15 protein-coding genes are annotated in these 25,886 nt (G+C 35.9%); 7 read left to right on the plus strand and 8 right to left on the minus strand.

The annotated features are described in order from the left end of the window. Positions 1-134 precede the first annotated feature (134 nt). Positions 135-1,412 (plus strand): APC family permease, encoded by a 1,278-nt coding sequence (locus tag ACE38O_RS03960; protein WP_264328823.1) that lies wholly within the window; start codon positions 135-137, stop codon positions 1,410-1,412. An 8-nt stretch (positions 1,413-1,420) separates the two neighbouring features. On the opposite strand, the gene ACE38O_RS03965 is transcribed toward ACE38O_RS03960, so the two are convergent. Beyond that, positions 1,421-1,867 (minus strand): hypothetical protein, encoded by a 447-nt coding sequence (locus ACE38O_RS03965; protein WP_374698317.1) that lies wholly within the window; start codon positions 1,865-1,867, stop codon positions 1,421-1,423. Between the two features lie 140 nt (positions 1,868-2,007). Here ACE38O_RS03965 and ACE38O_RS03970 point away from each other — a divergent pair, with 140 nt between their 5' ends. From ACE38O_RS03970 to ACE38O_RS03985, 4 genes are all read left to right on the plus strand, one after another. Further along, complete coding sequence (locus tag ACE38O_RS03970; RefSeq protein WP_374698318.1) at positions 2,008-3,024, plus strand: aspartate-semialdehyde dehydrogenase; 1,017 nt, start codon at positions 2,008-2,010, stop codon at positions 3,022-3,024. Positions 3,025-3,956: 932 nt separating this feature from the next. Then, complete coding sequence (locus tag ACE38O_RS03975; protein ID WP_374698319.1) at positions 3,957-5,066, plus strand: PQQ-binding-like beta-propeller repeat protein; 1,110 nt, start codon at positions 3,957-3,959, stop codon at positions 5,064-5,066. Then, complete coding sequence (lpdA, locus tag ACE38O_RS03980) at positions 5,059-6,438, plus strand: dihydrolipoyl dehydrogenase (protein ID WP_374698320.1); 1,380 nt, start codon at positions 5,059-5,061, stop codon at positions 6,436-6,438. Before ACE38O_RS03975 ends, lpdA begins: the two co-directional genes overlap by 8 nt. Before the next feature lie 2 nt (positions 6,439-6,440). Further along, complete coding sequence (locus ACE38O_RS03985) at positions 6,441-7,370, plus strand: tyrosine recombinase XerC (RefSeq protein ID WP_374698321.1); 930 nt, start codon at positions 6,441-6,443, stop codon at positions 7,368-7,370. Here ACE38O_RS03985 and ACE38O_RS03990 read toward each other — a convergent pair. From ACE38O_RS03990 to serS, 5 genes are all read right to left on the minus strand, one after another. Beyond that, complete coding sequence (locus ACE38O_RS03990; protein WP_374698322.1) at positions 7,367-8,668, minus strand: ankyrin repeat domain-containing protein; 1,302 nt, start codon at positions 8,666-8,668, stop codon at positions 7,367-7,369. The two genes, ACE38O_RS03985 and ACE38O_RS03990, sit on opposite strands and share 4 nt — an antisense overlap. A gap of 81 nt (positions 8,669-8,749) precedes the next feature. Further along, on the minus strand, positions 8,750-9,688 hold the full coding sequence (gene trxB, locus ACE38O_RS03995) for a thioredoxin-disulfide reductase (protein WP_374698323.1): 939 nt from the start codon (positions 9,686-9,688) through the stop codon (positions 8,750-8,752). Further along, positions 9,675-10,274 (minus strand): peroxiredoxin, encoded by a 600-nt coding sequence (locus ACE38O_RS04000; RefSeq protein ID WP_374698324.1) that lies wholly within the window; start codon positions 10,272-10,274, stop codon positions 9,675-9,677. Before ACE38O_RS04000 ends, trxB begins: the two co-directional genes overlap by 14 nt. An 836-nt stretch (positions 10,275-11,110) precedes the next feature. Continuing rightward, a complete protein-coding gene (gene purD / locus ACE38O_RS04005) occupies positions 11,111-12,382 on the minus strand; it encodes a phosphoribosylamine--glycine ligase (RefSeq protein ID WP_374698325.1) in 1,272 nt (423 codons plus the stop codon). Positions 12,383-12,416: 34 nt separating this feature from the next. Beyond that, on the minus strand, positions 12,417-13,694 hold the full coding sequence (gene serS, locus ACE38O_RS04010) for a serine--tRNA ligase (RefSeq protein WP_374699080.1): 1,278 nt from the start codon (positions 13,692-13,694) through the stop codon (positions 12,417-12,419). 304 nt (positions 13,695-13,998) lie between these two features. Here serS and ACE38O_RS04015 point away from each other — a divergent pair, with 304 nt between their 5' ends. Next, a complete protein-coding gene (locus tag ACE38O_RS04015) occupies positions 13,999-15,933 on the plus strand; it encodes a Ulp1 family isopeptidase (protein ID WP_374698326.1) in 1,935 nt (644 codons plus the stop codon). A 5-nt stretch (positions 15,934-15,938) separates the two neighbouring features. Then, entirely contained in the window at positions 15,939-16,913 is a 975-nt protein-coding gene (dusB, locus tag ACE38O_RS04020) for a tRNA dihydrouridine synthase DusB (RefSeq protein WP_374698327.1), read from the plus strand. Here dusB and ACE38O_RS04025 read toward each other — a convergent pair. Together ACE38O_RS04025 and rplL are read right to left on the minus strand one after the other, a co-directional pair. Further along, positions 16,901-25,420: a DNA-directed RNA polymerase subunit beta/beta' gene (locus ACE38O_RS04025; protein WP_374698328.1), complete on the minus strand. Its 8,520-nt coding sequence runs from the start codon at positions 25,418-25,420 to the stop codon at positions 16,901-16,903. The two genes, dusB and ACE38O_RS04025, sit on opposite strands and share 13 nt — an antisense overlap. A 58-nt stretch (positions 25,421-25,478) precedes the next feature. Next, on the minus strand, positions 25,479-25,880 hold the full coding sequence (gene rplL / locus ACE38O_RS04030) for a 50S ribosomal protein L7/L12 (protein ID WP_253307301.1): 402 nt from the start codon (positions 25,878-25,880) through the stop codon (positions 25,479-25,481). Positions 25,881-25,886 lie beyond the last annotated feature (6 nt).

A 25,886-nucleotide genomic window follows, 5' to 3' on the forward strand; every position in this document is an offset into this window, starting at 1 on the left:
GATTCATAACCTTCACTTAACAATTAATATAATTCATTTTAGGCATAAATTAAAAAAAATGCAAGTTTTTATAAAGATCGATTGAAATTTCTGAGCTTCAGTTATATCGTTAGTCTATTTAGATAAAAATTATTGTGTCAAATAAAATAGGTTTTTGGGCTATTTTTGCCTTAGTGATTAGCAGCCAAATTGGCTCTGGAATTTTTATGCTTCCAATTAGCCTTGCTCCATATGGCGCTTATAGCCTTATAAGCTGGGTGATATCAGGGCTTGGTGCTATATCTCTTGCTTTGGTTTTTGCCTTACTCTGCGCAAAATTTCCAGAAACGGGTGGCCCTCACGTCTATGTAAAGCATGCTTTTGGCCCTGCTGCAGCTTTCTTTGTTGGTTGGACGTATTGGGTGATTTCATGGGTTAGCACGACAGCAGTAATCGTTGCAAGTATTGGCTATCTTACTTCGCTTTTTCATGGAGATATTCAAAATATACGCTTATTTTTAGAAATACTATTATTTACGATCATTACACTAATAAATTTAAGAGGTGTCACTGCTGCTGGATGTGTTGAGCTTTTATTGATGACTGTCAAAATTACCGCACTGCTTGCTATACCAGTAACAGCGTTGTTTTTCTTTGATAGGAATAATTTTATCATAAGTGAGGAAATATCAACCCTCACGATGTCTCAAGTCCTTGCTCGCTCTACACTACTCACTCTATGGTGTTTTATTGGCCTTGAATCAGCAACAGCACCTGCAGGATCAGTCAACGATCCAGCCAAGACTATACCAAGAGCCATAGTGCTTGGCACAATCTCTGTTGCAGTTATATATTTCATTAATAGCCTTGCAATCATGGGATTGATAAACGGCAATGATCTAGTTAATTCAAAAGCGCCGTATGTTGACGCAATAAAAATTATGTTTCCAGGTAATTGGCATTTGATCATTTCTATTGTTGCTTTTATTGTTTGTGTTGGCAGTTTAAATGCTTGGGTACTAGCTAGTGGACAAGTGGCCCTTGGCCTTGCAGAAGATAAACTGATGCCACAGTTCTTTGCTAAAAGAAACAAGCACGGTTCTCCTTTCTGGGGCATAACAATCAGCTCCGTTGGCACTTCAGTTCTACTAATTCTCACTTCAAGCAACAATTTTGCTAAACAGATCACATCAATTATCGACTTTTCTGTAGTTTCATTTTTATTTGTTTACCTTGCCTGCAGTCTTGCTTTTCTCAAGGTTATTATAAAGGAGAAAAACTATTACAAATTTTTAATTGGCAGTATAGCAACAACCTTTTGCTGCTGGGTAATATTTGAAACTTCTGTGAATACCTTGCTGATCGCAAGCTTATTCACCGCAAGTGGCATACCCATTTATTTATTTTGGTACTGCAGAGCTCCTGCACAATAAAATAGAGTTTAACGACTTTTCTTATTGTCCACTTGTTCAACATTACCCTTCTCAAGTTTACTATCTACTTCTTTTGCATGTTCATCATCTACACTAGTCTCATCTTTTATCTTACTGGAGTGACCTGCTTGCGATTTTTCATATGCTTCCATGTTGTCATACACAGGGTTACTGATAATTTCTATTTTTTCAGGTGTGAAAATCCTTGCTAAAAATCTCCCTATTATTGGTATTGATCTTAAGAAATCTCTTAGCTTTGAAGATTCTTGTCTTTTATTTAGGAACTGTTGGTCTATTTTAAGGTTTTTTACACCATATTTTTTATCATCAAAATTTATTGCAGGCTTTCTTTTTTTCGAAAGAACATTTTGAGCCTTTAATCCATTGGTTCTTTCAGGCTCTTGAGGTGTAGACATTGCAGGTTTAACCTTAGTTTCATTGTATTCTTTATTCATCTCTCACTTTATTATGTAATATTACTAATATTGCATAATAATAGCTGAATTACAATTAATTGCAAGGTGAAAATATTAAAACAATTGTAAATTTTGTCAGTAAAAATATAATAGAACTTTAAAGTTAGAGGTTCATCTATATGGGATACAAAATTGCTGTTATTGGAGCAACCGGAAGAGTAGGGCGTGAGGTATTAAGCACGCTTGCTGAGTTTCAAGATGAGGCAATAGATTCTGTAATTGCACTTGCATCGAAAAAATCAGAAGGGAAGAAGGTGAGTTTTGGTGACAAAGAGTTAACAGTTTTATGCCTTGAGGATTATGACTTCGTTGGAACTAATGTAGCCATTTTCTGTACTGGATATCATGTTTCTGAAAAGTATGTACCAATTGCAACACAGGCTGGATGCATCGTGATAGATAACAGTTCCCATTTTAGAATGAAAGAAGGTGTGCCACTCATTATTCCGGAGATTAATAAAGAAAAAATTATGGAATATAAAAACCACAACATAATATCCAACCCAAACTGTACTACAATACAGATGCTGCTAGTACTACATCTATTACACCAGAAAGCAAAAATAAAGAGAATCGTTGCTTCAACTTATCAATCAACTTCTGGCGCAGGCAAAGCAGCAATGGATGAGCTCTATGACCAGACAAAAAAAATCTTCATGAATGAGACTAAAAAGCCCGAGATATTCCCCAAGCAAATAGCGTTTAATTGCATTCCCCATGTAGGGAAATTCATGGAGAATGGTTCTACAGAAGAGGAATGGAAAATGCAAGAGGAGACAAAAAAAATTTTAGAGGAAGATATAAAAGTTACTGCAACTTGTGTAAGAGTACCCGTCTTTATCGGTCACGCTATGGCAGTAAATGTAGAATTTGATCAACATATCACTGAAGAACAAGCTCGTGAAGTGCTAAGTGAAGCCGAAGATAGTGGAGTTTTAGTGTACAACAGGCGTGAAGACGGTGAATACATCACTCAAATTGATGTTGTACAGGAGAATGCTGTATATGTATCGCGTATTAGAAGAGACAATACTGTTGAACACGGATTAAATATGTGGATAGTGGCTGATAATCTGCGCAAAGGCGCAGCATTAAATATAGTGCAGATTCTTGAGATTTTGATAAGAGAGTATTAAGTGCATATAGAGTGCACGTACGTTGTAATTCGAAGGAAATTTGTATACCACATGGCAGCGTGTGACGCAAAAACCATGAGAGCTACAAAAACTTCCTTGACAAACTCCGCCAGCCCCCTTATCATGACAGTGAAGCTATTTATTTATCTTCCCAATCTGTGCAGGTTAATGACAAAAAACTTAGGGTATTTGGCGTCTCATGTTTAATTTTTCGCACTACGTGCATACTATGTCTTTATAAAAATTTTGGGTTTTTACCCATATAAGCTGAAAAGCGCTTATAAAGCGTTTAAGACATCACCCAACGTCAAATTTTAAAATAAAGAGTGGAATAACTAGCTACTCCGGGGATTCTTTGTCTTTTTTTTCTGCTGGTAAATTTCTTAAACATTTATAGCTTAAGTTAGTTGCACTTAAAAGCAGCTAAATTGCAGTGTTTAAGACTTAAAGAACGCCGATACTGAAAATAGACAATGACCAGGGCTTCTTTTGCCTTTTTTTTCATTTGATAAATTTCTTAAATATTTATGGCTAACATGAACTGGGATGATACTATTATAGAGTGAAATGAGATCCCAGTGTCACGCACTGGGATGACAAGAAAGGAGCACTGAGATGACAAGAAAGGAGCACTGGGATGACAAAAAAAGGAGCACTGGGGTGACAGGAGAAGGGGCTACTCGGATGACAAGAAAGAGGCTACCTGGATGACATCTTTCTTCTTGGTATAAATTACTTTTATATCTCAATGTTCATACAGCTATGCACGTTGCCGCATAGTGGATGAGGTGTATTACCTCTAAGAGTATGGTTTTTACATAATAATATAATATTCTGTTCATAAATCAATGTTTCAACGTACAACAAGAACATTTTCATTGTGATTAAGATTTCTAGTATGTATATTAATAAATCTTGTTCTCAACTAAGTAATGAAAGTAATAATTGTCATGATAATGTTATTGTGTAGCAGTTACACAATGGCAAGCGAGCGAATAAGTCTAGTGGATAAAAAACTATCTCAAGGATATGTAGCTCCAGTGCTTACAGAAGATAGCGTTATTTTATCAGACAAGCACGGCGCTTTATATTCCTTTGATATTGATAACTCAAAGGCTATGAATTGGAAATTACACCTCCCACATAGGAAAAAAATTGGTAACATGAGCCTATCGCATTATGAAAAAAATGTTTTCTTTATAGTGGATAACACTTTACACGCAATAGATGCAAAAACTGGCAAGATTGAGTGGGAAAAAGAATTGAGAGCTCCAGTAAGAGGAAAAGCAGCAGTAATAAATAATAAATTGGTAGTATTGACTATTGATGATTATCTGTACGTGTTTGATATAAAAGATGGCAGCTCCGTTTGGACTTATCAAAACGGTATCAATGAGGTTCGAGGTTTGTATTCCATATCGCCAACAATTTCTAACGATAAAATAATAGCACCATTTTCAAATGGTGAGTTAATAGCTTTTAATGAAGACGGTAAAAAATTGTGGAGCCAAAAATTGGCTACAAACCTTTTGGATACACAGCTCACAGATGTAACCACTACACCGAGAGTGCTTGGTGATATTTTAATAGCTACAAATAATTCTTATGTTTATGGTATTGACATAAAATCAGGAAATATTTTATGGTTAAAGCCACTGCAAGTAAAAATTGTATCAGACATTGAGTCATATTATAGTCCTCTTATTCCTGCAGAGAAACAAAAAGAAGGCGGAAGAATTTTTATAGTAACTGAAGATAATAAAATAATTGGCATTGACATACAAAATGGAGAAATAGTCTGGACATCTGATTTAATAGAAAATACGCAATTGTTTGCTCCAATTATGCATGCACATACACTGTGGGTGACAAGCAATAAAGGTTCAATGCTTGCTTTTCCTGGATCTGAAAGTGCAGGAAAGGTAGTCAAAGTACCTGGTAATGTGTTTCACACTCCAGTGTTTACTCACGATAAAATATATGTAACAACTGAGGGGAATGGTGTTTATTCTTTAGAAAATAGGTTTGTTCTTTATGATTGATTATGACCTGATTGTTATAGGTGGTGGTCCAGGCGGTTATAAGTGTGCTATCGCTGCTGCAAAACTTGGATTGAAAGTTGCCTGCATAGATAAAAATAGCATTTTTGGTGGTACATGCTTGCGAGTTGGGTGCATACCTTCCAAAGCACTACTTCATTCTTCCTATCAGTATGCTCACACGAAAAATGATCTGTCGAAGCTTGGCATAAAAATTAAGGATGCAAGTTTCGATTTAAAAGAAATGCTAGGCTATAAGGACGCCAGAGTTCAGGAACTTGGAAAAGGTATAGAATATCTGTTTAACCTTCACAAAATCACTAAAATCAATGGACTTGGGAAAATTACTTCTTTTGACCAAGGTAATCTTGAAGTTTCAGTTGAAGATAAGGCGCTGAAGACAAAAAATATAGTAATTGCAACCGGTTCTGACGTTATTTCTTTGCCAGGAATTAATATCGATGAGAAAAGTATTATTTCATCAACTGGTGCATTGTCTTTAACTGAAGTACCAAAAAAACTTGTCGTAATCGGAGCCGGGGCAATAGGGCTTGAAATGTCTTCTGTATGGAGGAGGCTAGGGTCTGAAGTCACTGTAGTAGAATTTTTTGACAGAATCGCTGCAGCAATGGATGGAGAATTAAGTAAGTCTCTACTTTCTAGTCTACAAAAACAAGGAATAAAATTTTTACTTAGCACTAAAGTTGAGGGAATAAAACAAAGTAGTAACTCTTTGAGTGTGAAAGTTTGCTCTGTAAAAGATAATCAAACAAACACTATAGAGGCGGATAAGGTATTGGTGGCAGCAGGGCGCAAACCATGCACTGAGGGTCTTGAAAAAATAGAAAAAGATAATCGTGGCTTCGTTCAAGTTAACACCAGATATGAAACTAATGTGAAAGGAATATTTGCTATTGGTGATGTGATTGGTGGAGCAATGCTTGCTCATAAAGCAGAGGAAGAAGGAGTGGCAGTTGCAGAGATAATAGCAGGACAGTCACCTCACGTTGATTATGAAATTATACCATCTGTCATTTACACTCACCCTGCGGTTTCTTCGATCGGTAAAGCCGAAGAGGAACTCAAAAATGCTGGCTATAAGTACAAAGTTGGTAAATGTCAATTTGCTGCAAACGGCAGAGCAAAAATCACTGATGATGCTGAAGGATTCGTGAAAGTGCTGACTTGTAGCAGAGCAGATACAATACTAGGTGTGCATATCATAGGAGCATACGCTGATACGCTAATCAACGAAGCAGCGGTTGCAATGGCATATGGTGCAGCAGCAGAGGATATATACAGAATTTGTCACTCTCATCCTGATATAAATGAAGCCTTTCGAGATGCGTGCATCGATGCTTTCTTTAAAAAATAATTGTGGACCTCGGTTCAATCATTGAAAAATGGTATGAGTGGCTGAGGTGCAACAGATCTTATTCACCAAACACTTTAGAGTCATACATGAGGGACTTGAAGGATCTTATAAGTTTCCTAAATACTCACATTGGTGGAGAAGTAAATGTTGGTACTCTGAAAAATTTAAGCATACCTGAGTTAAGAAGTTGGCTTACCTCTCGTTACGCAAGAGGTGTGAATGCAAGATCTAACGCTCGTGCATTGTCAGTAATCAGAAATTTTTTCAAGTACATAAAAAACAACTACAATATAGACAATGAAGCTGTATTTTCCTTATCAAGGCCAATTCAGAGAAGAACTCTGCCCAAAGCATTATCAATACCTGATATAAAAACTTTGGTGAAAGAAATGAAATCATCTGACTTGAGCGAACCTTGGGTGGTAAAAAGAGAAATTGCAATTATCGTCCTGCTATATGGTACAGGCTTAAGAATCAGTGAAGCGTTGAACCTTAGGGTTAGTGATATTAACAATGAAAGTTTAATAGTAACAGGTAAGGGAGATAAACAAAGGCAGGTATTCATTCTTCCGGTAGTAAAAAAATGTATACAGGAATATGTAAAAGCCTGTCCTTATCTTGGCATTAATAATGAAACACAATATCTTTTTTTGGGAGTAAGAGGAAAAAAATTGGGAAGAACTTATGTGGCTAATCGTTTGCAGAAAATAAGGAGAATGTTAAATTTACCAGAAATTTTATCTCCACATGCATTTCGTCATAGTTTTGCTACTCATTTGCTTCAGGAAGATATTGACATAAGATCAATACAACAACTGCTTGGTCACTCAAGCCTTGAAACCACCCAGGTTTACACTCACCTCAATTATCAAGATGTTTTTAATATGTATAAGAATTTTCAGCAGGGTTTGGAGAAGAAATCAAAATCTTAACTTCGTTCTAAATCACCAAGCTGAGTGCTTTTAACATCACTAAGTATTGTGTTTGCTTTATATAAACTATGACATCCTACTAAAAGAAGAACCAATGCAACTGCTGCAAAGAAAGCACTCACCCCTGGATAATCTTCTATTACTAAACATGGAGCAACAGCATATACTCCAAGCAATATAAAACATGCAGAAGCGTAGTTGCTTTGTTTTTTACCAGGAGAAATTGCTTGCGAGGGTTTTTTGTTTTTATTACTCAGACTTTCAGTACAGAGCCATCTATTTTCTGATGAAAGCCTATCTCTTTCTTCCTTTACTTGTTTCAAATCTCTTTCTAATTGTGAAATTTTGCCAGTTTTATTCGTATTTGCAGGAAATTTCTCATTTAGATAATTTGTAATAGATTCGATTGGATTATTAACATTCCTCAATGCAGCAGTAACAATTGTATAATTCATGAAGCAATTATCATCTACCAATTCTTTTACACCATCTAGATCTTTTCTATTAATAGCATCAGTTAATCGCTCTGTGATAGCTTGTTCAATTGTTTGCTTTAATTGTGCATACTGCTCGTAACTAAAATCTAGGTCTTTATGTTTTAAAAGTTTTGTCAATACTTCTTTTTTATCTTCTGTTATCGTTCGTAAACATGATCGAATAATTAAGCTAAGCGGCGTTTCTATTTTTTCACTTCGGCTTCTTTTCCAGCAATTAGGGTTGAATTCTTGATTTAATAGTACTTTTGCTTCATAGAAATTTTCACAAGAAAGAGCGTTTAATAATTGTCCTCCTGTTCGTGCTTTTTGTATTTCTTTCGTAAGATACGAAAAGTCTCTCTTCTGCGATCTTCCAATTTGTTCAGTATATTTTTTGGAAGTATAACCTTCGTTTATCCCACAATAATTTTTAATACCTACATTTAAGTTAGGATGCCTAAGTAACATCTGTATAAAATTTTTATTTTCCATACGAAAAGCTAGATGTAGAGCTGTATTGCATTCTTTAGTTTCTTGAGCATTAATATTTAAATTTTGATGTTGTAAAAGCAACATTATCATTTTCAAACATATAGGGCTGTCATCACCATTCATGATAATAGTCATTAATGGTGTATATCCTCTATCAAACACATTAACGTTCGCACCTTCTTCCAGAGCTTGTTTAAAATCTTCTAGGTTTCCATCATTAATGGCCTTAAATAACTTTTTTGTTGAAGTTGTCGGATTTCGAGCTTGCGATGCCGTGTTATCACCACCTCCATAAGCTCCATAATATGCTACACCGTTTCTATAAAGCATGCTAAATCCTCTTTAATTAATGTATAATTATGTAAAAGAAAAGGAAAATTGCAAGCGATTTATTCAAAATCCTAGAATTAACTACGACTCTAAAAACTTCTCTGCATCAAGTGCAGCCATGCACCCTGTTCCTGCTGCAACTACTGCCTGACGATATACCTTATCTTGAACATCACCTGCAGCAAATACTCCTGCTTTACTAGTTAAAGTTGTTCCAGGTTTCGTAATTATATAACCCTGCTGATCCATTTCAACAAAGCCTTTAAAAACACCTGTATTTGGTGCATGCCCAATTGCAATGAACACTCCATCCACTTTCAATTCTTGAGCTTCCGTTGATTTAACTATAATACCAGTAACTTTCTTCGGATTTTCTTCTCCAAGAATCTGCTCTACGGTATGGTTCCACATTACTTTTATTTTATCATTTTTAAAGAGCCTATCTTGCATTACTTTTTCCGCTCTCAATTTATCACGCCTGTGTATTAGTATAACTTCTTTGGCAAATCGAGTTAAAAATATCGCCTCTTCAACAGCAGTGTTTCCACCACCAACCACAGCTACGACTTTATTCCTAAAAAATGCACCATCACAAGTTGCACAAGCTGAAACTCCGTAACCTTGAAATTTCTTTTCACTCTCCAAACCAAGCCATTTTGCTTGCGCACCAGATGCAATTATAATTGCATCTGAATAGTAGTCATTGATATTACCAGAAGATCTAAATCTATACTTATTAGAATCCTCAAGTTGTTCAACGCTTTTTATCTCATCATCTATTATTTTTGCTCCAACCTGTTCTGCATGCAACCTCATTTGCTCCATTAGTTCTGGCCCTTGTATTGAAACAAAACCAGGATAGTTTTCAACATCTGTAGTAATTGTAAGCTGACCACCAGGCTGCATTCCCGTTACTACAATTGGTTCTAAGTTTGCACGTGCTGCATATATAGCAGCAGCATAACCCGCTGCTCCAGATCCAATAATAAGAACTTTTGTACTAAATCTATAATTTTTCACTGTATGAGTTTAGATAATCAGCTACTCCTTCATCGCTTGCCTGCATTGCTGGCTTACCTTTTTTCCACCCTGCTGGACATACTTCACCATGCTCTTCATTATGTTTAATTGCATCAACGATTCTAATGAATTCATCGATATTACGCCCTAAAGGCAAATCATTTATCGATTGATGACGTACAATAAATTTATCATCAATAACGAAAGTTGCTCTCAGCGCAATTGAGTCATCATATAAGACCCCATAGTCTCTTGATATAGACTTTTTGATATCAGACACTAAAGTGTAGCTAACCTCTCCAATACCACCATCATTAACTGGAGTGTTTCGCCATTTATAATGTGAAAATTTTGAATCTACACTTATTCCTATCACTTCAATACCACGCTTTGCAAACTCATTTATTCTATTATTGAGCGATATCAATTCAGTTGGGCAAACAAAAGTAAAATCAAGTGGATAGAAAAAAAGGACAGCATACTTATTTTTTATGTGCTTACTCAGACAGAAATCATCAATAATTTCTCCGCCGGAGAGAACAGCTGAAGCAGTAAAATCGATAGCAGATTTTGTTACAAGATTCATAATTGACCTATTCTTTTAAAACAACTCTAATTTTACACTTGATGAACTTATATGCAAGTTTTCTTTAGTTTTAGCCCTATAAAAACTTCCTAAAATAGCTCTTCTTTTTTACCGATAAGATACAATCTAGTTTCACTTTATGACGGTGTCATCCCAGCGCCTCTATGATGTCATTCCAGTGCCCAGACACTGGGATCCAGGTTGCTCACAAGCAAACTAGCATAGAAAGTGGTTACAACATTTCCGATGGATTATATGGAAAACTGGATTCCAGACTGGAATGACACCCTACTTAACCGTCATACCGCGATTCATTCGCGGTATCTCTTAGCATAGATCCCGCTAACACGTAGCGGGATGACGGTAGCTATAAATATTAAGCAAATGAAAAAAAAGGCAAAAGAAGCCCTAGTCATTGTCTATTTTCTGTATTGGCGGTTTTTTAAGTCTTAAACACTGCAATTTAGCTGCTTTTAAGTGCAACTCACCTTAGTTCAAATGTTTAAGAAATTTACTAAGCAGAAAAAAAGGCAAAAGAAATCCCGTGTTAGCTAGTTGTCACTCTCTAATCCTGCAAATTGGCGTACTATACTGTCTTAAACGCTTTATAAGCGCGTTTCAGCTTATATAGGTAAAAACCTAGAAATGTTGTGAAGACATAAGGTGCACATAGTGCAAAAAATTAAAAATAAGACGCCAACTACGTTGTTTTCTTGCTGTTTAATCTGCACAGATGAAGATAACTGAATACCTTCAGTTTCATGATAAGGGGGCTGGCGGAGTTTGTCAAGTAGGTTTTTCGTTTCTGCGGGCTACCTGCTAACCGACAGCTAACATTAACTACCAATATCGTATCTGAAGAAGCCCCCTGGCCATTCTAAAAAATTTAATGCTGAGTACACCTTAATTTTGGCTTCCTCTATAGTGCTCCCTTCTGCTACTATATTTAGCACTCTTCCGCCATCTGAAACCCAATTACCACTCTCATCTAATTTAGTACCAGCGTGAAATACCAATATACCAGGAATGCTTTCAATTTTATCTAATCCCTTAATTACTTCTCCCTTTTGATAATCACCCGGATAGCCTTTACTTGCAACAACTACACAAACTGTAGATTTGTTGTTAAGTTCCACCATTTTGACATTTAACTTTCCTTCTGCAACTGACAACATCAATTTTAACAAATCGCAATTTGAATCAAATCTAGGTAATATAGATTGCGTTTCTGGATCACCGAATCTAACGTTATACTCGAGAAGTTTTGGGCCATCTCTGCAAATCATTAAACCAGCAAAGAGTACTCCCTTATAAGGCGTACCCATGTTAACCAATGCTTGAGCTGTAGGGTATATTATTTTTTGGATAATTTTTTGCTCCATGTCCTTACTTATAATTGAAGGTGATGAGTACGATCCCATACCCCCAGTATTTTGGCCTTCATTATTTTCATTCACTCTCTTATAATCTTTTGCGCACCCAAGAGTTACTACTTTCAACCCATCAACAAGAGCAAAAAAGCTTACTTCTTCTCCAATTAAAAATTCTTCTATGATTATTTCTTCACCTGATTCACCAAATTTTTTCTCCACTAGCATTGAATTTATTGCTGAAAAAGCTTCGCTTTCTGTATTACATATAACCACCCCTTTTCCTGCTGCAATTCCATTTGCTTTCACTACAAGTGGAAACTTTATTTTATTGCTACGTACAAAATCTTTAGCTAACCCTTCATCAACAAAACACTCGTACTTGGCAGTTGGTATACCATATCGTTTACATAGTCCCTTGGTGAAAGACTTCGATCCCTCAAGTTTTGCAGTTGCTTGACTTGGAGCAAAAACATTTATTCCCTCTGCAACTAAATCATCAGCAAGCCCATCAATTATTGGTTGTTCTGGACCAATAACAACCAACTCTATATTTTCTCTCTTGCAAAATTGTGTAACATCCACTGAATTTTGAATATTTACATCCACAAGAACTCCCAAATTTTCCATGGCCTGGCGACCAGGAGTTACATATAACTCAGTCAAGATAGGAGATTTTTTTAGAGCCCAAAGTAGAGCGTGCTCACGCCCACCAGAACCTATAACCAGAACCTTCATCTTTATTTCCTCGCTTTTCTATATGTCAAAATTATTATTTGCTTATAACAGTATCATTACTCATGTATTTTTGCAACACGTTTGGTATTGCAATCGACCCGTCAGAATTTTGATAATTCTCCATTATGGCAATAATCGTTCTTCCTATAGCTAAAGCTGAGCCGTTTAAAGTGTGAATATATTTTTTCATCTTTTTATCAGTTTCTGAAGAGTATTTAGCGTTCATCCTTCTTGCTTGAAATGCACCACAATTTGAGCAGCTTGATATTTCTCTATATTTATCTTGCTCAGGTAACCATACCTCTATGTCATAAGTCCTTTGTGCAGCAAAACCCATATCACCACTACAGAGTAGCATTACTCTATACGGTAATTCTAGTTTTTTTAATATCTCTTCAACAATACTCGTCATGCGCTCAAGTTCATCATTTGATTGGTCTTCAGTTGTGATACTCACCAATTCCACTTTACCAAATTGGTGTTGCCTTATCATGCCTCTCGTGTCTCGCCCTGCGCTGCCTGCTTCTTTACGAAAACACTCTGAATACGCAGTAAAACGAATAGGCAGTTCTTTTTCCTCTACTATTTTATCAGCAACCAAATTTGTTAAAAACACTTCACTTGTGGGAATCAACCTCAATTCGTCGGTAGTTAAATACGAATCGTCAGAAAATTTCGGTAGCTGACCAACGTTATACATCGCCTCGTTTTTCACTAAAGCTGGGTGATACACCTCAGTATAGCCAAATTCATTAACATGCATTTCAAGCATAAAATTTATTAGCGCTCGTCCAAGCTTAGCTAACTGTCCTTTTAATATCGCAAATCTTGATCCGGAAATTCTCGCCGCTTGTTCGAAGTCCATTAAACCTAACTTTTCTCCGAGTTCATAATGAGATTTTGCTGTAAAATCAAATTGCCTTTTTTCTCCGTATTTTCTAACTTCTAAGTTAGAACTCTCATCTGCACCTATTGGCACATCTTGCGCAGGAATATTCGGCAAGTTAGATAAAACATTCACTAACTTATCCTTTTCTGCTTGTTCCTTTAAGCTAATTGCCTCTATCTCATTCGTGATGTCTTTTGACAACTCTATTTGCTCTTTACAAGGGCTCTTGCTCATTTTAAGCTTCTTTATTTCCTCTGTGATTTCATTGCGCTGCCTATTTAAATCTTGCAATTTAGTGGTTAATGACCTTTTCTCGTGATCAATTTCTAATACCTCTTTTGCAGTAAACTCTCTTATCCCCCTGCTTTTCATTGCCTTTTCAAATCCTTCAGGGTTTTTGCGTATATATTCTATATCGTGCATATATTGTGCTATTACTAACATTATTACTGTACTTCAAAAGCTCTTAATATTCAATATTTTCTCATACTACTAAAATTATTATGGTTGATTTTTTTGTTAGAATTTGTTAAAATTAATTAACTTAGCGTTCATAAGATATAGTATGTTGAGCATCACAGAAAAATATAATCAATTTAAAAAGAGCACTGACTTCGCTGGTGGAAAATTTGTTATCCGCGCTACTTGTATACTCCTAGTAGCCACATTCGCTGCTGGCTGTTTAGGAGCGGTAATAGGATTCCCTCTATTGACTTTTCCACTTGCTATGCTCATCTCTAACCCCGTAGTTTGGGTTTTAATGGGAATAATTCTTACAGTAGCATACAAAATGGTTGTTGAACCTTTATTTTACTTAGCGAAGGGTTATATTAATGGAAAAAGAGCTTCAAAGGAAGAAAAGAGTAAGGAAGCAGAGATTAGGCCACAAGAATTACAAAAACAACCTGAAGAAAATCAAGAAAGGCCAAAAACTCCAGATAGGGATAGTGGTGTTATTACATTGGAAAAAGCTATAGATAATAATTCTTTTTTACATAAAACAGAGAAAGAAGAGAACTATAATTACAAATTAACTACTACTGATATTAGAGATATTGCAGAGGCTTGCTACAAATGGACAGCGTATAAAAATAGAAAGGGCTTAAAAGATACTTCTAAAGGGGTGTACTTTGCTTGCTCTGATAATTCCTCTCTAGAGGTAGGGTTACAAGAATATAAAAATGTAGAACGAGAGGATAGTAATTTAGTGTTCACTTCAATCGTTAATTTAAATGGGAATCATTGGGTAACACTGGTCATTGCACGTGACTCAAATAACAATCAATTTAGAGCTTACTATTGCGATTCATTTGGTAATACATTGCCAAGTGAAACATCAAGTGTATTACAGAAAACTCTAGAAATAGACAGCAGTAATGTTGAAATATCTAAAACTAAACAACAAACTGATACTCATAATTGTGGAATATTTGCCTTAGAAAATGCTAAGAAAATTACAGATATGCTGAAAGTAGGCAAATCATTTGATGAAATTAATGCAGAGTTATTAAAATACAAGCCTAGTAAAAAAGAATTGAAAAAGAAGAGAAAAGAGCTTGCAGAAGCGTTGAAAAATGATAAGCAAAGCAGAGGTAATGCGCCAATAGGTGGTCCAGGAAATATAAGTCGTAAAGATAGCGGAGTAAGTTTAGATTCAGTAGAAAGTAAGCAAACAAAAATTGTTACATATAATACTGCGGGAGCTGGAAATAATTGCTTTTTCCATTCTGTATTTGGTCAAAATAATTCTGGCACATATAGGGCTGAAAAAGCACAAGAAATGAGATTAGAGTGGCACAAATTTTTAAGTCAATTTGAACATTTAGATGATTACAAGATGAGCAATGCTTTAATTAAGCAGATGCAGACAGTTTTTACTATGTTCTTAGACAGGCCACAAGATTTAACTGGCAAATCAGATGAAATAAAACGATTGGTTGAACAGACAAATAACAAAATCAAGGAAGCTGACAGTAAAACTGAGAAATTAAAAGAAGAAATTGTAAAAAACTTTCGTGATGATGGTGATTTCAGAAAAGTAATATATCCAGTAATAGAAAGAGCTATTAACCAGCGTAATAAGCGTAATATCGCCTTTCCGAGAGACCAAAAAACTTTACTCAGTGTTGAAGACTTACTTAAAGAAGAAAATAGGGAGAGGTTATATAATGATATCGCAGAAGATCTTGAGTCTTGTGCATTAATATTGAATCCTACCCTCAGTAAAAGGGAGTATGGTAATACATATGACCCTAACGTTATAAAAGATTCATTTATTAATGACGAAAGCGTTTATAAGGCTTATCGAGAAGCAATACGTGGATCCTATTGTGTTTTTATCGAAGAAATTCCTATTTTGGCTTCTTTAGCCGATATTGAGATTACAGTTCATCATCAAAATAATGGTAATAATGTGCATACAGTATTTGAACCAAATCCAGAAATAATAGAAGTGTCTAATTTAAATACAAGCAGTGTAGAAGTTTATCAAAGAAATAGTGAATTATGGGGTGATAAAAGACAAGAAACAATATACTTAAAACCTGGTCATTACGAGAGAGCTGAGATAGTAGAGGTAGAGCCTTCTCTTATGGAAAAAGTAAGTTCGGCTGTACAAAATACTGCAGCAACATGTGTGAATGCATTAGGTTTGAACACATAGAATGTATGTCCCTCAAAATAGGAAGTTTGACGATTGATTCCCCGGTAATCTTAGCTCCAATGTCTGGAGTGACTGATTATCCATTTAGAAGTATTGTGAAGAAACTTGGTGCAAGTTTGTTAGTCTCAGAAATGATTGCAAGCAGAGCCATGATTATGCAAACTCGTCAGAGTCTGCAAAAAGCAAAAGTCGATGAATTAACTGCTGTGCAGCTTGCTGGATGCGAGCCGGATGTAATGGCAGAGGCTGCAAAGCTCAACGAGGATATGGGAGCAAAAATAATAGATATAAATTTCGGTTGTCCTGTTAAAAAAGTTGTAAACGGTTATGCAGGATCAGCACTAATGCGCGATGAGAAAAAAGCCGCTGAGATAATTGAGGCCGTAGTCAAAGCAGTGAATGTGCCAGTTACGGTGAAAATGCGCACTGGATGGAACGATGAAAATCGCAATGCACCGAGACTTGCGAAAATTGCCGAGGATTTAGGAGCAAAAATGATCACTGTGCATGGAAGAACGAGGGCACAGCTCTATAACGGCCAAGCAGATTGGAAATTCGTTAGAAATGTTAAAGAGCAAGTGAAAATTCCAGTTATAGTAAATGGCGATATTAAAAATTTAAATGATATTCAGAATGCTCTCAAAGAATCTGGAGCAGACGGAGTGATGATAGGTCGTGGTGCCTACGGTAAACCTTGGCTGATTAATCAAGCAATGAACTTTCTCAGTGGAAGTGAAACTTCTGAGCCAACAGCTTCAGAGAGATTAAGCATCATACTCGAGCATTACGACAATATTCTTGAGTACTATGGAAATGACACAGGAATAAAGATGGCCCGCAAACACATAGGTTGGTACAGTAGCGGGCTTCAAAGCTCATCTGAATTTCGCATGAGAGTAAATAACATGACAGATAGCACAGAAGTGAAAGAAAATATTGTTGGCTTTTTTGGTCAAACTAGCTGTACTCAATTCGACTGATCATATGCCACTACGCTCTCTTCCTCACCAGAGTGTAAATGACAACCATTATCCATCAACCATTTCTCGTCATAAGTTTCAATATCAAAATATTTTTCATATTTATCTACATTATCACAAAGTGAAAGTGCTCTGATCTTATTCATAATCAAACCTGTACCAGCAGGAATTAATCTTCCTACTATAACATTTTCTTTTAATCCACTTAAAGGATCACTCTTCCCGCAGAATGCTGCTTCTGTAAGTACTTTTGTTGTCTCTTGGAAAGAGGCAGCAGAAATAAAGGAGCTAGTTTCAAGACTTGCCCTAGTAATCCCCTGCAGAATAGGAAGATAATGAGCAGGCCGTTTGCCAGAGTTACTCATAGCATCATTTTTCCTATCAACTTCCAGCTTGTCAATGCTTTCGCCAACCAAGTACATAGTATCACCAGGATCAGTAATTTCCACTTTTTGTAGCATTTGTTTTAAGATCACCTCTAAATGCTTGTTGTCTATACGAACACCCTGCAATCTATAAACTTGCTGTATTTCAGAAATCATATAGTGTGCTAAAGCTTCTAACCCAAGCACACGTAAAATATCATGGAGATCAGGGTCACCATCCATCAATAGATCGCCTTTACGTACAAAATCACCTTCATTGACTATTACATGCTTACTTCTTGATACCAAATATTCAACTGGAGAAATTTGTTCATCTACAGGTTTAATTAATATACTGCGTTTTCCTCTACGGTCTTTTTCAGAAAACGCTACATAGCCATCTATCTCACTAACAATAGCATGCTCTTTAGGACGACGTGCTTCAAATAACTCTATAACCCTCGGTAAACCACCAGTAATATCACGAGTTTTAACTGACTCTCTTGGTGTTCTTGTAATAACATCACCTGCATGAACCTTCTGGCCATTTTGTACATTGAGCACTGCACCAATTGGTATAAAATAACATGCTTCAACGCCACTTGCGAGTGTCATTACTTTACCATTATCGTCAAGCAGCACAATACGAGGACGTAAATTAGCTCCACCAGAATGCAATTTCCAGTCTTTTACTACTTTGCTTGATATTCCTGTAGATTCATCCATCACTTCAGTGATCGAAATTCCATCTTTTAAGTCCTGATAAGATACTGTACCTGTCTTCTCCGTGATAATAGGCAATGTATAAGGATCCCATTCCGCAACTTTATCGCCAATTTTTACTGACCCACTCTCATCCACATAAAGTTTAGCACCGTAAGGTACACTATGCTTCAACTTCTCACTACCAAGGCTATCAATCAACACGACTTCACAGGAACGGCTTATCACAATTTTATTTCCGTTTCTATCTATAATTATATTACTATTGTTTAACTCTATTTTAGCACTAATAGAAGCTATAATATTCGAGGATTCAACACCTCTAGTCATTACCCCACCTATATGGAAAGTACGCATCGTTAACTGAGTACCTGGCTCTCCAACAGATTGAGCAGCTATAACACCAGCTGCTTCACCTATTGAAACAATTTTACCAGATGCAAGATCTCTTCCATAACATAAAGAACACACACCAGGACTTATTTCACAAGTTAAAGGCGATCTAATTTTTACAGCATCAAGACCTGCAATGCTGATTTGCTTTACTTTATCCTCATCAATTAATTCCCCTGCTTTTACTAATAATTCTTTTGTCACTGGGTTATATATATCATTTGCAGCTGTTCTACCCAGCACAACACTCTCTAGGGATGCAACTATAGTACTTCCTTCAACTGTAGCCCTCACGACAAGACCATTTTTTGTTTTACAGTCATGCTTTGTAACTATGCAATTTTGAGACACATCAACCAAACGACGAGTTAAGTATCCAGAGTTTGCAGTTTTAAGCGCAGTGTCAGCTAAACCTTTACGCGCACCGTGAGTAGAATTAAAGTACTCAAATACGTTCAATCCTTCACGAAAATTAGAAATTATAGGTGTTTCTATAATCTCACCAGAAGGCTTGGTCATGAGCCCTCGCATTCCTGCTAGCTGTTTCATCTGTGAAGTAGAGCCCCTTGCACCAGAGTTAACCATCATATACACTGAGTTGTACTTACTATTTTCATCATATATAGATATTGCTTTTAACATGTCATTGGCTATCATATCCGTACACCTAGACCATTCATCTATAACCTTGTTGTACCTCTCACTTCTAGTTATTAGCCCATCTTGATATTGCATAGAGAATTTCTTAATTTCACCCCTCGCGTGATCAACATGTGTGGCTTTAGTTTCAGGTATAACCATATCACAACGACCAAAAGAAACACCAGAAAATGTGGCATACTCAAAGCCAAGTACCATTAATTTATCAGAAAATGCCACTGTAGCACTTTGACCACAGTTACGATATACTAAATCAACTATACCAGTTATTTCCTTGACTGTTAATATCTGATTTATTAGATCGAAGCCTAGATTCTCATGCTTAGGAAAAATTTGCCATAATATTAAACGGCCAGGAGTTGTACAAACAGTTTTATAGTGAGTTTCACCGCTGCTATTAATATACTCCATCCTATACTTTATACTAGAATGAATATGTAAAGTACCATCACTCAAAGAATGCTCAACTTCACAAAAAGCGCCAAAAGATGGCAAATCATCTTCATTATTAATTTGTTCTTGTAAAGTGAGATAATATATACCAAGTACTATATCTTTACTAGGCACTATAATTGGTCTGCCATTAGAAGGACTTAAAACGTTATTAGTGGACATCATCAACACCCTAACTTCAAGCTGAGCTTCCAATGAAATTGGCACATGCACTGCCATTTGATCACCATCAAAATCAGCATTAAACGCTGTGCAGACAAGCGGATGAAGCTGTATTGCTTTGCCTTCAATAAGGATTGGCTCAAAAGCCTGAATACCAAGTCTATGTAGCGTAGGCGCTCTATTCAACAAAACAGGATGCTCTTTTATTACCTCTTCAAGCATATCCCAAACTTCTGGTTTTTCTGCTCTTATCAACTTACTAGCAAACTTAATAGTTGGAGCCATACCATACATCTTAAGCTTTGAGTAAACGAAAGGTTTGAATAGTTCAAGAGCCATTCTTTTTGGTAATCCACACTGATTTAGTTTCAAAGTTGGACCAACAACTATTACAGAACGTCCAGAGTAATCTACCCTTTTTCCTAAGAGGTTCTGGCGAAAACGACCCTGTTTTCCTTTTAACATATCACTAATGGACTTTTTATATCCAACAGCACCAGCTTTATTTACCAGAGTATTACGACGGCTATTATCAAAAAGAGAATCAACCGCTTCTTGTAACATCCTTTTTTCATTACGAATCATAATCTCAGGAGGATTTAAGCTCAACAATTTCCTCAACCTGTTATTTCTATTAATAATAGTCCTATAATGATGATTCAGATCAGAAACTGCAGGACGACCACTTTCAAGCGATACCAAAGGACGCAAATCAGGTGGTAAAATAGGTATAGTTGTAAGTATCATCCACTCAGGCCTATTTCCAGATTTAATGAAGTTTTCAATAATACGCAATCTCTTTATAATTTTCTTTCTTCTTATCTCAGAAGCAACAGACTCTAATTCTAGTCTTAAATCCTTCCTAATTTCATGTAAATCAAGGCGCGTTAGCAACTCTCTTATAGCTTCAACACCTTGCATAGCTACAAAACTATCGATCCCGTAGCTATCTTTAGCTTCATTATAAGCTTTTTCACTAATAATCTCACCTTTTTCAAAAGGCGAAACAAGAGGATCTATCACGATATAATTATCGCTATATAAAATATTCTCAATATCTCTGAGAGACATATCCAATAATGCTCCAATTCTTGAAGGAAGCGATTTCAAAAACCATATATGAGCAACAGGAGATGCAAGCTCTATATGACCCATCCTTTCTCTTCTTACTTTAGAAGATGTAACTTCTACTCCGCATTTTTCACATATGCGACCTCTGTGTCTTCTTTTTTTGTATTTTCCACATAAACATTCATCGTCATTGACAGGGCCAAAAACCTTAGGGCAAAATAATCCACCTTTCTCAACTTTGAACGTACGATAATTTGCAGTTGAAACATCTTCTATCTCACCACAAGATATACGCTTAATACTTTCAGGGCTAGCAATCGATATGCTAACCTCATTAAAAGGTTGTGCAATGTTAGTGTGAGATATATCTTCAATCACTACATCATTTTGCTTTAAATTTACATTTAAACATAAAGAACGTAGTTCTTTTATCATCACATTAAAGGATTCAGGAATTCCACATTCAAAATTACTGTCACCTTTTATTATCGATTCGTAAATCTTAACTCTACCATTAATATCATCAGACTTCACAGTTAACATTTCCTGCAAAGTATAAGCAGCACCATAGGCTTGTAATGCCCAACATTCCATTTCACCAAAACGCTGACCACCAAAATGAGATTTTCCTCCTAGAGGTTGTTGAGTAACCAAACTATAAGGACCTACTGAACGCGCATGAATTTTACCATCAACCAAGTGGTGCAACTTAAGCATGTACATGTAACCAACTGTAACCTTGCGGTCGAATTTTTCACCACTACAACCGTCATATAATACAGCTTGTCCAGAGTTATCCAAACCAGCAAGTTCAAATAATTTTGCTATTTGTTCATCTTTTGGACCCTCAAATACAGGTGCAGCAACAGGAACGCCATCACGTAATTTACGTGCAAATTCAATGAGATTATTATCACTAATATTACGAATATCATTACAGATAGATACGTTACTACCATAGCTATAAACCTCAATCAGGAAATTACGTAAATTGCTGTATGAACTTTTACAAGAGTTCAAATAGTTCTCTACTAACGCATTCAACTCGTCATTTAGTGCATTCTTATTAGGTGTATTTAAAACAGAAGCCATTATTTCATCATCATCAATATTTTTAATTTTTTTATTGTCAAGGTATGCTACTGCAAATTGTGTAAAATTATCATCGTTAAGGGACCTAATTCCCTTGCAAAAAGCACTTTTGATTTTATTGATCCCATCGAGAATATTACTTACCCTTTCCCCTAATTTTCTACAAGCCCAACCTACATGCGTTTCCAGTATTTGCCCTACATTCATTCGTGAAGGAACACCAAGAGGGTTAAGAATAATATCAACAGGAGTACCATCTTCCAAATAAGGCATATCTTCCACTGGCACAACTCGAGAGATCACACCTTTATTCCCATGTCTACCAGCCATTTTATCCCCTGGTTGCAGACTATGTTTCACAGCAATGAAAACTTTTACTGACATCGACACACCTTGAGGCAAGTCATAACCTTCATGTAATTTTTCTACTTTTCGCTTAAACTGTGCTATTGCATGTGATACTTTTTCATCAAAATCTTTTTTTAAGCTCTTAACTTGCTCAGAAATGGATTGATTTTTTAATCCTATACCCCACCATTGCTCACGTTCAATAGAGTCAAATTTTTCTCGATCTTGAGAACCAGAATTAATAAGAAGTTTCTTCAGTTCATCATAGAAATATTCACTAGTAACATTGATTATATAATCTCGCTCTTCCTCAAAGTCATTTACCTCTTTTTGTTTGATGAGTAATGCCCTTTCATTTTCTTCAACCCCCCTACGTGTAAAGACTTGTACATCAATTACTGTCCCTTCAACATCTGGAGATGTATATAAAGAGGAATCCGCACAATCGAATGACTTTTCACCAAAAATTGTCATTAATAACTTCGTTTCAGGAGGCAATGAAAGAGAAGGTTTAGGTGTAACTTTACCTACCAGAATATAGCCTGGACCAACTCTTGTACCAATTTTCACTATACCACTATCATCCAAGTGATATAGATTTTCTTCATTAACACCAGGTATAGCACGAGTTATTTTTTCTGATCCTAAAGGGGTATCATGTACAACACAGTCAAATTCTTCTATATGAATAGAAGTAAAGAGATCTTTTTTAACAACTTCACTAGAAATAATAATAGAGTCTTCAAAATTATAACCTTGCCAAGACATAAAAGCGACTAGCAAATTTTTACCAAGCGCCAACTCACCACTGTTAATTGCAGGACCATCAGCTATTACAGCACCCTTTTTAACATAATCACCTACGCACACTAGCGGTCTTTGATTAATACAAGTATTATGGTTAGAACGCTGAAATTTCCTTAGATGATAAATATCTACGTCCAAGTAGTTAACCCTTTCTTTATCAAAAGCACGTATAACTATAGAGTTACTATCAGAACTATCAACTATGCCATCGCGTTTTGCTAAAACTACAGCACCAGAGCCAGAAGCTACAAAAGACTCCATACCAGTAGCAACCAGAGGAGCGGTAGGCTTCAATAAAGGTACGGCCTGACGTTGCATATTTGAGCCCATTAATGCTCTATTAGCATCATCATTTTCTAAAAATGGAATCAAGGAAGCCGCAACTGATATTACCTGCTTAGGAGATACGTCAATGTAACTCACCTGATCACTACTTACCATAATGAAACTACTAGCATATCTACAGTATAGCATATCATCAACAAAGCAATTATTTTCATCGAGCTTTGCGCTGGTATCAGCTATATAATATAAACCTTCATCTATGGCAGACAGATACTCAATTTGATCAGTAACAACCCTATTAACTACTTTTCTATAAGGACTTTCAATGAAACCATATTTATTAATACGCGCGTATATAGCTAAACTATTGATTAACCCTATATTTTGCCCTTCAGGAGTCTCAATAGGGCAAATTCTTCCATAATGAGTTGGATGAACATCACGCACTTCAAATCCTGCCCGTTCTCTTGTTAAACCGCCAGGACCTAACGCGGACAACCTTCTTTTATGTGTTATTTCAGATAACGGATTAGTCTGATCCATAAATTGAGATAATTGAGAAGAATTGAAGAAATCTCTTAAGACATTAGTTAACACTTTTGGATTAATAAAATCAGATGGAGAAACTTTATCTAAACTAGAAGTGGACATAGAATCAACTATTGCGCGTCCCAATTTCAACAACCCAGTTCTAAATTGATTTTCTATAAACTCTCCAACTGATCTTACTCTTCTGTTTCCTAAATGATCAATATCATCTACAGATCCTTGACCGTCACGTAACAATACTATTTTTTTTACAATTTCAATAATATCTTCATACGTTAAAACAGTTAAATCCTCATCATAATTTAATCCAAGGTAAGAGTTAAGCTTCAACCTACCAATGTTAGACAAATCATAATATTCCGGACTGAAGAAAAGATTACGGAAAAACTCCTCTACTATCTCTAAAACAGGAACTTCACCAGGACGCAAAACTCTATATATTTCATATAGCGCATCCTGATAAGACATGTTTTCGTCTAAGAAAAGCGTATTTAATATATAAGGTCCAACAGATACATTATCTATGTTCAATACTGATATTTCATCCACAGACAATAACTCAAGCTTCTTTATGTCTTCCAGCTTTATAGATTCACCAGCAGATAAAATTTTCGTAGAGCTAGCACTATCCATTAAATCTTCTGCGAGGAATAAACCACATATAGAATTAAAAGGAACCAGATACTCTTTCAATTCATTATCATATAGCTTTTTAGCTAGTCTTGAGGTAATACGAACGTTAGCTTTAAGCAGCACATTACCTTCAATATCCATTAAGTCGAAAGGCAACCTCACTCCTTTAAATTTATCAGGAACAAAAGGCACTTTCCAACCATCTTTATGTTTTACATACTTTATTTTCTCATAAAATCTATCGAGTATATCATTATTTGATAGACCTAACGCCTTTAACAAAACTGAGATTGGCAATTTTCTTTTTCTATCAACACGAAAATACAAATGGTCTTTAACATCAAATTCAATATCAAGCCAAGAACCCCTATAAGGAATAATTCTAGCAGAATAGATCAATTTACCAGAATTGTAAGTTTTTCCCTTATCGCTATCAAAAAATACACCAGGAGACCTATGCATTTGTGAGACAATAACTTTTTCTACACCATTAATGATGAAAGTGCCCTTATCAGTCATCATAGGCAACCCACAAAAGTGGACTTCCTGCTCTTCTATAGATTTTACAACGGTTGCAAGTTTAGAATGATCTCCACTCTCTTTAATCGATTTATATTCATCAAGAGAAATACCATCCTGCATAACAACAAGACGTATAGAAGCAATAACCTGAGCAGAAAAAGTTACACCACGCTTTATACACTCAGATTCATCATACTTAGGATCATCTACCCTACAACTTATAAACTCAATAGTAGCCCTACGCAAAGGATCATTTATTGGAAAGATTGTATGAAAGATAACTTCAAGTCTTTCATTACCCTTATTCTTAGGAGCAAATGAATCATACGATTCTTTTTGAACCTTAACCAAATCCAATAAAGAATCTTTTAAATCAATCGACCTAGAATAAGAAACTCTAGGAACAAAAGCACCAGAAGTGTACATATAAGAAGAATCAACCATTAAAATACCCCAAACTAATTAAAAGAGCTATATCAATATAAAATTAATACATTAAATATTATTCAAGCTCCACTTTAGTTGCTCCTGCTTCAATAAGTTTTTGCTTGATTTTTTCTGCTTCGTCTTTAGGAACATTAGCAGTTAAATCTTTAGGTAAAGATTCAACCAACTCTTTTGCTTCTTTTAAACCCAATGTAGAATTAACTTCTCTCACAGCTTTAATAACTCCTATTTTTTTACTCGCATCAATTTCTTTAATCACAACTTTATACTCAGCTTTTTCTTGAGCAGCAGGAGCAGCAGCATTATCACTAATAGGCGCCCCAGCACCAACAGCCCCACCAAGAAAAGAACCAGCAGGCAACCCTATTTTCTCTTCTAGAACTTTTACAAGTTCAGAAGCCTCTAATAGGTTTAAAGATAATATTTTATCAACCAAATCACTTGTTACATTACTCATAATTAC

It is taken from the genome of Wolbachia endosymbiont (group B) of Limnophora tigrina (assembly GCF_964263235.1).
In the GTDB taxonomy this organism is placed as follows: Bacteria; Pseudomonadota; Alphaproteobacteria; order Rickettsiales; family Anaplasmataceae; genus Wolbachia.

Coding starts and splice junctions, on each gene's coding strand:
- ACE38O_RS03965 (WP_374698317.1), bottom strand. CDS start 1,867: ATGAATAAAGAATACAATGAAACTAAGGTTAAACCTGCAATGTCTACA.
- ACE38O_RS03970 (WP_374698318.1), top strand. CDS start 2,008: ATGGGATACAAAATTGCTGTTATTGGAGCAACCGGAAGAGTAGGGCGT.
- ACE38O_RS03975 (WP_374698319.1), top strand. CDS start 3,957: ATGAAAGTAATAATTGTCATGATAATGTTATTGTGTAGCAGTTACACA.
- lpdA (WP_374698320.1), top strand. CDS start 5,059: ATGATTGATTATGACCTGATTGTTATAGGTGGTGGTCCAGGCGGTTAT.
- ACE38O_RS03990 (WP_374698322.1), bottom strand. CDS start 8,668: ATGCTTTATAGAAACGGTGTAGCATATTATGGAGCTTATGGAGGTGGT.
- ACE38O_RS04000 (WP_374698324.1), bottom strand. CDS start 10,274: ATGAATCTTGTAACAAAATCTGCTATCGATTTTACTGCTTCAGCTGTT.
- purD (WP_374698325.1), bottom strand. CDS start 12,382: ATGAAGGTTCTGGTTATAGGTTCTGGTGGGCGTGAGCACGCTCTACTT.
- serS (WP_374699080.1), bottom strand. CDS start 13,694: ATGCACGATATAGAATATATACGCAAAAACCCTGAAGGATTTGAAAAG.
- ACE38O_RS04015 (WP_374698326.1), top strand. CDS start 13,999: ATGCTCATCTCTAACCCCGTAGTTTGGGTTTTAATGGGAATAATTCTT.
- dusB (WP_374698327.1), top strand. CDS start 15,939: ATGTCCCTCAAAATAGGAAGTTTGACGATTGATTCCCCGGTAATCTTA.
- ACE38O_RS04025 (WP_374698328.1), bottom strand. CDS start 25,420: ATGGTTGATTCTTCTTATATGTACACTTCTGGTGCTTTTGTTCCTAGA.
- rplL (WP_253307301.1), bottom strand. CDS start 25,880: ATGAGTAATGTAACAAGTGATTTGGTTGATAAAATATTATCTTTAAAC.